The 11470-nt window shown below is 70.8% G+C and carries 11 protein-coding genes; 7 read left to right on the forward strand and 4 right to left on the reverse strand.

Features of this window, described 5'->3' with window-relative positions; genetic code table 11:
- Positions 1-304: 304 nt before the first annotated feature.
- The gene (locus tag ACJA3G_RS18125) at positions 305-991 is read left to right on the forward strand and encodes a lysophospholipid acyltransferase family protein (protein ID WP_406554041.1); all 687 of its coding nucleotides are present in this window, start codon (positions 305-307) and stop codon (positions 989-991) included.
- 117 nt (positions 992-1108) lie between these two features.
- Positions 1109-2353 carry a beta-ketoacyl-[acyl-carrier-protein] synthase family protein gene (locus ACJA3G_RS18130; protein ID WP_406554042.1) on the forward strand — a complete coding sequence of 415 codons (1245 nt, stop codon included), beginning with the start codon at positions 1109-1111 and terminating at the stop codon, positions 2351-2353.
- Between the two features lie 153 nt (positions 2354-2506).
- Here ACJA3G_RS18130 and ACJA3G_RS18135 read toward each other — a convergent pair whose 3' ends face one another.
- Positions 2507-4816 (reverse strand): FtsX-like permease family protein, encoded by a 2310-nt coding sequence (locus ACJA3G_RS18135; protein ID WP_406554043.1) that lies wholly within the window; start codon positions 4814-4816, stop codon positions 2507-2509.
- Positions 4813-5523 carry an ABC transporter ATP-binding protein gene (locus tag ACJA3G_RS18140; RefSeq protein WP_406554044.1) on the reverse strand — a complete coding sequence of 237 codons (711 nt, stop codon included), beginning with the start codon at positions 5521-5523 and terminating at the stop codon, positions 4813-4815. Before ACJA3G_RS18140 ends, ACJA3G_RS18135 begins: the two co-directional genes overlap by 4 nt.
- Positions 5524-5661: 138 nt before the next feature.
- On the opposite strand from ACJA3G_RS18140, the gene ACJA3G_RS18145 reads away from it, so the two are divergent.
- Positions 5662-6501, forward strand: a complete 840-nt coding sequence (locus ACJA3G_RS18145) for a sensor histidine kinase (RefSeq protein WP_406554045.1) — start codon at positions 5662-5664, stop codon at positions 6499-6501.
- The gene (locus tag ACJA3G_RS18150) at positions 6498-7217 is read left to right on the forward strand and encodes a response regulator (protein ID WP_406554046.1); all 720 of its coding nucleotides are present in this window, start codon (positions 6498-6500) and stop codon (positions 7215-7217) included. Before ACJA3G_RS18145 ends, ACJA3G_RS18150 begins: the two co-directional genes overlap by 4 nt.
- 230 nt (positions 7218-7447) lie before the next feature.
- On the opposite strand, the gene ACJA3G_RS18155 is transcribed toward ACJA3G_RS18150, so the two are convergent.
- Positions 7448-8215 carry an alpha/beta hydrolase gene (locus tag ACJA3G_RS18155; protein WP_406554047.1) on the reverse strand — a complete coding sequence of 256 codons (768 nt, stop codon included), beginning with the start codon at positions 8213-8215 and terminating at the stop codon, positions 7448-7450.
- Between the two features lie 366 nt (positions 8216-8581).
- Positions 8582-9415, reverse strand: coding sequence for a helix-turn-helix transcriptional regulator (locus ACJA3G_RS18160; RefSeq protein WP_406554048.1), 834 nt, complete (start codon positions 9413-9415; stop codon positions 8582-8584).
- Between the two features lie 139 nt (positions 9416-9554).
- Between ACJA3G_RS18160 and ACJA3G_RS18165 the strand changes: the two genes are divergently transcribed.
- Genes ACJA3G_RS18165 through ACJA3G_RS18175 form a run of 3 tightly spaced genes read left to right on the forward strand, consistent with a single transcriptional unit; the run spans position 9555 to position 11045 of the window.
- The gene (locus ACJA3G_RS18165; RefSeq protein ID WP_406554049.1) at positions 9555-9821 is read left to right on the forward strand and encodes an Atu4866 domain-containing protein; all 267 of its coding nucleotides are present in this window, start codon (positions 9555-9557) and stop codon (positions 9819-9821) included.
- On the forward strand, positions 9818-10552 hold the full coding sequence (locus ACJA3G_RS18170; RefSeq protein ID WP_406554050.1) for an SDR family oxidoreductase: 735 nt from the start codon (positions 9818-9820) through the stop codon (positions 10550-10552). Before ACJA3G_RS18165 ends, ACJA3G_RS18170 begins: the two co-directional genes overlap by 4 nt.
- Positions 10553-10571: 19 nt before the next feature.
- On the forward strand, positions 10572-11045 hold the full coding sequence (locus tag ACJA3G_RS18175; RefSeq protein WP_406554051.1) for a nuclear transport factor 2 family protein: 474 nt from the start codon (positions 10572-10574) through the stop codon (positions 11043-11045).
- The last annotated feature ends 425 nt before the right edge of the window (positions 11046-11470 follow it).

Genomic DNA, 11470 nt, shown 5'->3' on the forward strand with positions numbered 1-11470 from the left:
GGGCGGGACCGGGCACGCCCGCGCGGACCGGTCCTGGCATTCGCCGGGGTATGTGATCGTCCTGGTGGGCGCCGAGTTAGGAGCGCGTCCTAGTGGGCTGGGTCTGTCCGGGCCGGCTGCCGGGCGCTGTCCTGGTCTGCTGTCGGCCGTGCCGTGCCGGGGCGTCCGGTATGCCGTCGATCGTGTCGCCGCGTCCGGTCTGCCAGCCGCCCACCACGGCGCTCGGTCTGCCGTCCGCCGTGCCGCCACATGCCGTACAGCGGGCGGCCGAACGTCGTCCCGGAAGCCCGGAAGGAGGGCCCGGATGCTGTCCGCATGGGCCGGATCCCTGGTGCCCGTCTTCAGTGACACGACCGTGAGCGGTGCCGAGCACCTGAGCCGGGCCGCCACCAGCGGGTGTGTCCTCGCGGCCAACCACACCTCGTTCTTCGACCCGGTGCTGCTGATCGGCACCCTGCACCGGCTCGGTCTGCGGCCCGCCGTGCTGGCGACTGCCGGATTGTGGCGGGTGCCTCTGCTGTCCCGGGCTCTCACCCGGGAGGGATACGTGCCGGTGTACCGGGGGAGCCGCCGCGCCGGGGACGCCCTGCGGCACGCCGCCGAGGCGCTCGCCGGGGGACGCAGCGTGCTCATCTACCCCGAAGGGGGTCTGCCCCGTCACCGCACCTCCCACGACCGGCCGCCCGCCCGTCTGAAGACCGGTGTCGTCCGGCTCGCGCTGTCGATGGGCGCGCCCGTGATCCCCATCGGGCACGCGGGCGCCCGCCGGGTCGCCTCCGGAAGCCGGGCCAAGCAGCTGGCAGGCTGGGTCACCGCGCCGGTACGCCGGCCGCGCGTCCACGTACACATCGGGCCGGCGCTTCGTCTCGACGCCTCGGACCGGCCGCTGGACGCCCTGGAGGTCGCACTGGGCGTCACCTGGTCCCGCGCGGTGCACGGCCTCCGGGGCGGGCGGCCGTGCGAGGACCCGGTCCCCGATGACCAGCGCTGATGACGGGGTACCACCGTTCGCTCATACGGGTGGTACGGCTCCCTTCGTCTGGGCCGAACGAGTTGCGGTGTCCCTGAAGCCCCCCGCCCGGCCCGAACAATCACCCTTATGCATCTCGTGACAGCACAAGGTCCCGCGCGGCGCGCCCCCGTGGCCGTCACCGGGCTGGGACTGGTCACCCCGGCGGGCATCGGCCGGGACGCGGCGTGGGCGGGCCTCACGGCCGGGCTGTCCACGGCCACCGACGACCCCGCCCTGAGCGGGTTGCCCGTGGCCTTCTCCTGCCAGGTGCCCGGTCTCGACGTGGCCGGTCTGCTCGGGCACCGACGCGCCCGGCGCCTCGACCGCTTCACGATCTTCGCGCTGCTCGCCGCCCGGGAGGCCGTCTGCGACGCGGGCCTGGCCCCCGACGGCTGGGACGGCGCCCGTATCGGCGTGGTGATGGGTGTCGGCACCGGGTCCATACAGGGCTGGCAGGCCGAGTTCGACCGGCTCGCTGCCCACCTGCCCGAACGTGTCTCACCCCTGGCCCTGCCGCGCAGCGTGCCGAACATGGCCGCCGCCGAGATCGCCCTCGATCTCGGGGCGCAGGGCCCCAACCTTGTCGTCAGCGCCGCCTGCGCCTCCGGGACCAGCGCGATCGGACTGGCACGCGACTGGCTGCTGTCCGGCAGCTGCGACGTGGTCCTGGCCGGCGGCAGCGAGTCGGCGCGGCAGCCGATGACCGCCGCCTGCTTCGCCCAGATGCGCGCTCTGTCGCGGCGCGCCGACAGCCCCGCGACCGCCTCACGCCCGTTCGACCGGAACCGCGACGGCTTCGTCCTCGGTGAGGGAGCCGCCGTGCTCGTCCTGGAACGCGTCGAGGACGCCCGGGCACGGCGTGCGCACCCCCAAGCCCTGCTCGCCGGTTACGGCGCCTCCTGCGACGCCCACCACTTCACCGCCCCGCAGCCCGACGGCGACGGCGCCGCGCGTGCTCTGCGCGCCGCCCTCTCGGACGCGGGCCTCGCCCCGGAAGACATCGACCACGTCAACGCGCACGGCACCGCCACCCCGCAGGGAGACGCGGCCGAGCACAACGCGCTGCACCAGGTCTTCCGTCGGCCTCCGCCCGTCACCGCCGTCAAGGGCGCCATCGGACACGCCATCGGTGGCGCGGGTGCCATCGAAGCGGCCTGCACCGTGCTCACCCTGCGGCACCAGCTGATCCCGCCCACCGCCAACCTCGACACCCTCGATCCCACCCTGGACCTGGATGTGGTCGCCAAGGTGCCCCGGCCGCAGCGGATGGGAGCCGCCGTCAGCAACTCCTTCGGTTTCGGCGGCCAGAACGCCGTACTCGCCTTCACAGCCACCCACTGACGGCCCCTCTTCCCTCCTCCCTTTTCCGGGTCGGCGGTCCCGTCGCCGGCGACGGTCCAGCGGGACACGGGTGTATCCGTCGAGACGGCAGCCGGCGGCTGAACGCCGTCGGCTGCCGTGGGCCGGTTCCACAGGCCGGTGCTGACCGGTGACCTACTCGGTGTGCAGGGCCGAGGCGATGGTCATCCGGGCGGCCGACCTGGCCGGGACCAGGGCACCGAGGACGGCGATCGCCACCCCCGCCAGCAGCATCGCGGCCAGTTGCGGCGCGTGCCACACGTCCTTCATGTACTCGGGGAAGTCGACCACCCCGACGTTGTCCACGACGAGGCGGTGCGCCACCATCCCGAGCGGGATGCCGAGCAGTCCGCCGACCGTGCCGAGACCGGCGACCGACGTCACCGTCATCACCACCACCTGCCGGGGGGTCATCCCGATCGACTTCAGCATCCCCAGGTCCCGGCGCCGTTCACGGGTGTTCAGCAGGACGGTGTTGAAGACACCGAGCGAGGCGACGAGGGTCAGCAGCGCGGTGAACACCGTGGAGAAGGTGATGACGGTGGCGGTGCCGGCGTTGCGGAATTCCAGCACCGACGCGCGCAGGCCCGGGTCGAGCGCTTCGACCGCTCCGGCGTAAGCGCGCGCGTCTGCGCCGGGGGCGAGCCGTACCGTGTACTCGGTGGCGTGGGCGTCCGGGGCCAGCTGCGCCAAGCTCTCCCAAGTGGCCTCCAGCGCGCGGGCGTTACCTTCGGCGAGCTGACCCACGACGGTCGCGGTGATCTTCCTGCCGTTCAGCTCCAGCGTCACCCGGTCACCGAGCTTCAGCCCACGCTGGGTCAGGAAAGCCGGCCCGGCCACGATCTCGCCCGCCGCGGACGGCGCCCGCCCCCTGACGATGGTGTGCTCGTACGAGGACGCGTCCCCGCGGAAGAAGTCGGCGAAGACGGGCAGGGTCTGCCCGGTCATGTTCACCTGGGACAGTGCGCGGGCCCGTACCCCCTCAGCGCCCGGCAGCGACCGCAGCCGTTCCTCGATCTGCGGGTCATCGAGCCGGGGCGGGGTCCGGCCGTCGCCCGGCCCCCCGGTCGTCACGTGGATCCTGGCGCCTCCGTCCTCCCGCCCGACATTGCCGTACGCCACCATGGTGCTGGTCAGTCCGGTCGACAGGGTCACCGTGGTGACCCCGAGGACGATGGCCGCCATGGTCAGCAGGGTGCGGCCGGGCCGCGCGAACGGCTGGCCCAGGCCCAGACTGACCGGGCGCGGCAGCCGGGTGGCGCCGAGCATCCGCTGGACGCGCAGCCCGCGCCCGGTCCTCGGCGCATCGCCCGCGCTGATCGCCCGTGCGGCGGGCAGCCGGTGGGCCCGCAGGGCGGGGACCAGCGCGGCCAGCAGGACGAGGGCGGGCATGCCCACGAGGCAGGCCACGGACACCCACGGGCTGATGTCGCCGACCGAGGCCCGGCCCACGTCGATGCCGGTGAACGCGACCTTCAGGATCGGTCCGGCCAGGGCGTTTCCCAGCAGGGTGCCCAGCACACAGCCCACCACCGCCGGTACCGAGAGCATCGTCAGGTAGACGGCGACGACCTGGTTCGGGGTGAAGCCCAGAGCCTTGAGCACCCCGATGTGCCGGTACCCGGAGACGACCGCCCCGCTGACCACATTGCCGACGATCAGGGTGGAGACCAGCAGGCCGAGCACGCCGAAGAGCGTGATGAACGGGAGGTAGGAGTCGGCCAGCGCGGAGAAGGCCTGCTTGAGGGTGAGGTAGGTCTGCGCACCGGTCAGCGATTCCCTGGGCAGTCCCGTGGTGGCCCGTGCGAGGGCGGTGCTCAGTTGAGCCTCCGTGGAGGACTCCGTGAAGCGGTACAGCATCTGGGCGGAGTTCGGGTGCAGTGCGGCCATCTGCTCGGGCGAGACCCAGGCGCTCGCCGACTTGCTCATACTGGCGGCGAATCCGACGACGGTCAGCGGCGCTTTGCCGGGGATCTCCAGCTTGGTGCCGAGAAGCGCGGTGCCGGGGGAGCCCTGGACCGACCAGTTGACGACGATCTCGCCGGGCGCGGTCGCCCAGTGGCCCTCCAGGAGCTCGATGCGGTCCACGGGGCCCGCCGGGTCGGCGCGGCCCACCACGGTGAGGGTGCCGCCCGCCATCCAGAGCCAGCCCTTGGGAATGTCGACGACGGCCTGCCCGAACGGTCCGGCCGCAGCCGCGACCCCGGGCTGCCGGGCGGTGCGCGCCAACTGTTCCCGCGAGACCTTGGTGGTGTCGAACGTCGCCACCGTATGGGCGCCGCGCTGCGCGGCGTAGGCCTTGTCGAAGGGGCCCGAGGCAGCGTTCAGCAGAGCGAGCGCGAGCAGAACGGTCGTGGTGGAGCAGAGCACGACGAGCCCGATGACGAAGGTCTGGAGCCGGCGGCGCTTCACGGCCGCGCGCGAGGCTCTCCATACGGCGCTCACGCGGTCGCCTCCAGTGCGCTCTCGCGGGCGACCCGGCCGTCGGCGACTTCGATCAGCCGGCTGGCGCAGCGTGTGGCGAGCTTGGGGTCGTGGGTGACGATCAGCAGGGTCTGGCCGATCTGGTTGAGGTCGATCAGCAGGTCCATCACCTGCTCGCCCGACCGGCTGTCGAGGGCGCCGGTGGGCTCGTCGGCGAGCAGCAGCGCCGGTCGGTTCATCAACGCCCGTGCGACGGCGACGCGTTGGCGCTCGCCTCCGCTGAGCGTGGCCGGGTAGTTGTTCCGGCGCTCGGCGACACCGAGTTCGTCCAGAAGCTCCAGGGCGCGGCGACGCGCCTGCCGGGCCGGGGTGCCGGTCAGTTGCGCGGCCAGCGCCACGTTGTCCAGGACGGGCAGGTCGTCGATGAGGTTGAAGAACTGGAAGATCATGCCGACGTTGCGCCGCCGGAACAGCGCCAGTCCGGTCTCGTTCAGTTTCCCGAGGTCATGACCGTGCACCTCGACGGTGCCCGCGGTCGGCCGGTCCAGACCGGCCACCATGTTGAGCAGGGTGGACTTGCCGCAGCCCGAGGGGCCCATCACGGCGACCGCGTCGCCCGCCCGGATCTCCAGCGAAAGGCCGTCCAGGGCCTTCGCGTCGCCGTACTCCTTGTGCACGCTGTCCAGCCGCACCACCACGTGCCGGGCACTGTCATGATCAGTTGTCATGGCTCGAACTTAAGCCGGGGCCGGTGACGGGGCGTCACCCCCCGGATGTATCCGTACGGGCAGGTCATCCTGGGGATGTACGCGGATGCATACGGGGGCTGATGTGGGCGCGCCTCGTACACCTGCGAAGATGATCCGGTGTGGGGATCCGGGACGGTCTGGCTGGTCATCGCCCTGGCGGCGGCTGTCGGCGCCGCCGGGTGTCTGTGCGTGGCCGTGGTCCGGGCGCGGCGGCTGCACCGGACGGCCATCGAGGAGCGCGGCTGGCTGCTGGAGCGGGAACGCGAGAGCGCGGCGCGGATCGCGGTCGACGCCGAGCGGGCCAGGATCGCCACCGAGCTCCACGACATCGTCAGCCACAACGTCAGCCTCATGGTGGTCCAGGCCGGGGCCGCCCGCGAAGTGCTGGCCACGATGCCGGACGAGGCCGCGGCGGCGATGAGTGCCGTGGAGACCGCCGGACGGAACACGATGACCGAGCTGCGGCACCTGCTCGGCCTGCTCGCACCCGCGCAGAACGGCGACGACGAGCCCTACGGTATGGACCTCTCACCGCAGCCGAGCCTGAGCCGGCTCGGCCCGCTGATCGACCGGATCGCCTTTGCGGGCCTGCCCGTGGAGATGCGCGTCTCGGGTGAGCCGCGCCCGCTGCCGACCGGGATCGACGTCACCGCCTACCGGATCATCCAGGAGGCCCTGACCAATGCCCTCAAACACGGCGACGGAGCGAAAGCCGAGGTGACGGTGCGATACGCCGACCACTACCTGCGGGTCGAGGTGCTGAACAGCGGACCGAGCGTCCTGACGGGCAGCCGGCCCGCGCGGAAGGAAACGTCCCCGGACAGGGCGGACGGCGCAGGACGCGGCCTGCTCGGCCTGCGCGAGCGGGTCGCCGTCTACGGCGGCGACCTGGACGCCCGCCGCCGCCTCGGCGGTGGCTACCGCGTCCGCGCCCGGATCCCGCTGGACCGGCCATGACGACGCACACCGCGCCCGCCCCGCGCGTCGTGATCGCCGACGACCAGGAACTGGTCCGCACCGGCTTCCGCCTCATCCTGAACGCCCGCGGCATCGACGTGGTGGGCGAGGCCGGCGACGGAGCCGAGGCCGTTGCCGCTGTGCGCAGGCTGCGGCCCGACGTCGTACTGATGGACATCCGGATGCCCGCCATGGACGGCCTGGAAGCCGCCCGCCGCATCCTCGCGCAGGTCCCGGACTGCCGGGTGATCATGCTGACCACCTTCGACCTCGACCACTACGTCTACGCCGCCCTGGCCGCCGGAGCCAGCGGGTTCCTGCTCAAGGACGTCACTCCCGCGCATCTGGCCGCCGCCGTACGCCTGGTCGACACCGGCGACGCGCTGCTCGCACCCTCGATCACCCGCCGCCTGGTGGAGCGCTTCGCCCCCAGCGCCCCCACACCCGGTTCGAGCCTGGCAACTCCGGCCGTCCACCGAGACCTGGCCGCGCTGACGCCGCGCGAGCGCGAGGTACTGACGCTCATGGGGCGGGGCCTGTCCAATGCCGAGCTGGCACGGGAACTGACGCTCAGTGAGGCGACGGTGAAGACCCACGTGGCCCGGATCTTCGCAAAGCTGACCCTGCGCGACCGGGCGCAGGCCGTCGTCCTCGCCTACGAGACAGGACTCGTCTCACCGGGCGGGTCCGCCGAGAGCGCGGACCCCTGCCGGTAGCCGGGCTGGGGGCTGGTGTCCCCGTCGGTGTGTGCCTCGGCGTCGGCCGCCTGCGCGATCTGACTGCTAGTCAATAGCTTCACCTATGTACGGGACAGCTTCCAGGGCGAGGCGCCAATAGCCATGTGGTGCGGTTGCAAGCGGCCGGATCGGCCACATAGCTACCCCTCGCTCTCGCAGAGGGCCGCGGTGGCGGCGTCCGGCTGACGCACCGGACGCCGCCGCGGGCATCAGGCCGACGGGGTGACCGCCGGGCCGAAGTGCCGGGCGAAGAACCGGACAGCACTGTCGGCCTCGAACCGCGGCAGGTCCTTGTGCTTGCCGGAGTTCACGTGCAACGACTTCTCCTTCGAGGCGAAGGCGTCGAACAGTGCGAGGCCCTTCTCGCGAGAGATGTGCTCGTCATCCCACTGCAGATCGAACTCGATCGGGATGCTGATCTGCTTCGCCTTCTCGGCCAGGGCATCGGGCCAGTGCTGGCCGAAGACCGCGGCTGTGATCCGGGGTTCGATCGCCACCAGCGGTATGCCGATCGCGGTGCCCATGTTGATGCCCCAGTAACCGACCGGCCCGTCGGCGCCGATCTCCGGAAGTTGTTGAAGAGCGTCCAGGGTCATCTGGTACTCGGGGACGGCGAGTTCGGCCAGATGCTCGTTGTAGCGGACGACGATCGGGCCTTCGGGTTCTCCCGCCGCCCTCGCCCGGAACAGCTCGGCGATCTCCGCCTCGTCGTGCGCCGTGCGCGGCCGGTCGCCGTGACCGGGCGCGTCGATGACCGCGACGTGGAAGCCGCAGCCGGTGACCAGGAGCCGGGCCCGGCCGGCCATCGCCGGGTGCTTCTTGTGGCTGCCGCCGCCGTGGCCCATGAGGATCAGAGGCGCGCGATCGGTTGCGCCGGAGGCGGGGGACCAGAGGACGCCGGGGACGTCCCCGACGGTGAAGTCGCGCTCGACGACGCCGTTCGACGAGGACTCGGCAGTGAAATTGAAGGAGTACATAGGTGTTGCCTTTCGGGAGTGCCTTGGTCTGCGGCGCTCCCGGCGGCGCCTACGTCAGTCGCCGGCCGTGACGGGAAGGGGGAGCACCCACGTCGATACAGCGTTCATGGGTCTCACCTCCTCGGGCGGTGTCACGGGCGAGTGAAAGCTAGCAGATTGGTACGGATCCGGCTACGCGAATTCGCGCATGCCGCCCAGTTGCAGGCAGCGATGGCGGCGGGACAGGCCGACCTCGCCCTCGGACCCTCCCCGGCAGGCTGGGAGGGTCCGGTCCGCGACCTGGGCATCGAGGAGTTCGTCATCGTGCTGCCCGCTGACGATCCGCTCGCAGTGATGGCCCGGCAGACCTCTGCCGCCCCCCTGCGGTTACACGGCGTTCTGGTGCGAAGTGACGTGCATGGTGTCGAGCAGCCGCAGGGCGCGGGCGCTCGGGCTGTCCGGTTCGGCCTGGTAGATGACCAGTTGCTGGCCCGGAGCGGCGCGTACCTCGAAGGTCTGATAGGTGAGCGTCACAGGACCGACGTCGGGGTGGAGGAGGTGCTTGGCATCCTGGGACTTGCCACGCACGGCGTGGGTGTTCCACAAGCGGGTGAAGTCCGCGCTGGACTCGGTGAGGGTGTGGACGAGTTCCCGCAGCCTGGGGTTGTCCGGGTCGAGGCCTGCCGCCTGACGGAGGTGGCTCACGATGGCCTCCGCTGTGTGATTCCACCGGGTGTAGAACTGTCGGCCTGCCGGGTCGAGGAAGGCCATGCGAGCCAGATTGTCCGCCTTCTCGAAGGGGGAATGCAGGGCCTCGGCCAGAGTGTTGGCCGCCAGGACGTCCAAGGTCCGGTCGATGACGAACGCCGGGGTGCCCGGATAGCCGTCGATCAGCTGGCGCAGGGCGGGACTGACCCGGTCCGTGGTGTGGACGAGGTGGTTGCTCGGCGTTGTCCCGGCCAACTGGTGCAGGTGCGCGTAGGCGTCGGGATCCAGTCGCAGGGCGCGGCCGAGTGCGTCGAGTACCTGGGCCGAAGGGCGGCGTTCGCGCCCCTGTTCCAGACGGGTGTAGTAATCCGCGTTCACCCCGGCCAGGACGGCGACTTCTTCTCGACGCAGTCCGGCGACTCTACGCACTCCGTAGCTCGCCATACCGACGTCCTGCGGACACAGGGCCGCCCTGCGTGCGCGCAGGAACTCTCCCAGGTGGTTGTCGGTCATGTCCTCAGGTTAGGCCGCGGGGGTGTGTGTTGCCTGGGTGTACCGCACCCAGGCAACACACGCCCTGGTCGGCGGTCTCCGGCCCGTCAAGACTCGGTCGGGCGGCGCGGTTCCGCGCCCATGGACGAAGGGAGCCTTCATGACAGGGAAGACGGAGGAGGGCCATGCCGACGTGGTCGGCATGTGGGTGACCGCAGACGGTCACATCCGCCAGGAGTTGCGGGCGGACGGACGGTATGACGAGGCCCGCGGCGGTCGCCGCAGCGCGTACACCGGGCTCTACACGGTGACCGGCAGCCATATCGACTACGTCGACGACTCCGGGTTCACCGCGACGGGCGACATCCGCGACGAGGTGCTCTACCACGAGCACCTCGTCCTCTATCGAGAGGAACAGCAGGCATGACGGACACAACCAAGGTCGTAGCGGTCACCGGAGCGAGCAGCGGGATCGGCATGGCGACTGCCCGCCGACTGGCCGCCGACGGCCACCGCCTGCTCCTGGGAGCGCGACGCACCGATCGTCTCGAAGCGCTGACCCAAGAGATCACCACGGCAGGCGGCACTGCCGCCTTCCAACGGCTGGACGTCACCGATGCCGACGACGTCCGCGCCTTCGTATCCGCCGCCCGTGAGTCCTACGGCCGAGTGGACGTGATGGTCAACAACGCCGGAGTGATGCCCCTCTCGCCACTGGAAGCACTGAAGACCGACGAGTGGGACCGGATGATCGACGTCAACGTGCGGGGAGTCCTGCACGGTATCGCCGCGGCCCTGCCCCTGATGCACGCTCAGGGGAGCGGGCACTTCGTGAACATCGCCTCCGTCGGGGCGTACGAGGTGTCTCCCACCGCAGCCGTCTACTGCGCAACCAAATACGCCGTCCGGGCGATCTCCGAAGGACTGCGTCAGGAGTCCTCCGGCACCATCCGGGTCACGCTCGTCTCCCCGGGCGTGACCGAGTCCGAACTCGCCGACACCATCTCCGACCCTGCCGCCAGGAAAGCCATGAAGACCTACCGCGCCGTAGCACTGCCCGCTTCCGCCATCGCGGAGGCCATTGCCTACGCCGTTTCCCAGCCCTCCGACGTCGACGTCAACGAAATCGTCGTCCGTCCCGCCGCAAGCGCCCAATGACCCTCCCGGAAGGAGCGACATGACACACACTGCCGCCGACCATGACGGTCTGGCCCGCAGACTGCGGGTCCTGGAGGACAAGGAGGCTCTGCGCGCCCTCCWCMYYCGGGGGTGGAGGGCGCTGGACCGCAAGGACTGGCAGACCTGGATCGGCTGCTGGGCCAAGGACGCGGTGCTGGAGTTCGGGCGGTGGGAGAAAATCCACGGAAGGGCGGCAGTCCGGGAGAAGGTGGAAGCGGCGGAATCGCCTTACGCGAGCATGCAGCATCACATCCTCAACATGCACTTCGACGTAGAGGGCGACCGGGCAACTGGCATTGGCTACATGTGGTTCGTCGCCGTCACCGCACCCTCGAGAGCCTCCTCTCCGTACTCCATGGGCGGCCCCTATCAGTGGGAGTTCCGTCGGGGCCCGGACGGCTGGCTCTTGGTCCGCCAAAGCCTCGGCGTCTGGTGGACCGACGGAGAGGACACCCTGAAGGTCTTCGGGTAGACGTGGTTCGTCGGATGTCGCGGATGCCGTTGCGGGTTTCGTCACCCTGAGCCGTGGGACACCGTGGGTGCGCCAGTGTTCACGCGACACGCGACACGCGGCTTGCCGAGCCGCACCGGAACGGATCGTGACGTAGGAAGGATCTTGCTGGTTATTCGGAGCTCCCGAGGGACATGCCATGGCAACGAAAGCACCCATGCGTCTGATTGCGTGGCTCGCGGTCCTCGCGGGGTTGTGTCTGCTTACCAGCCTCGTCCTGGTGCTCTTCGTCTGGGGCCGACCGGAGCAGTCTGGCCTCCCCGAGCCGGAGGACTCCATCTCTGAAACAGCCACGGTTGCTCCTACGGACACCAGCGGCGGGGACAGCGGCGGGGCGGGTACCAGCGGTGGAACGGGTACCAGTGGGGCAGCGGACAGCAGTGGGG

This window comes from Streptomyces sp. YS-3, from assembly GCF_045257485.1.
In the GTDB taxonomy this organism is placed as follows: domain Bacteria; phylum Actinomycetota; class Actinomycetes; order Streptomycetales; family Streptomycetaceae; genus Streptomyces.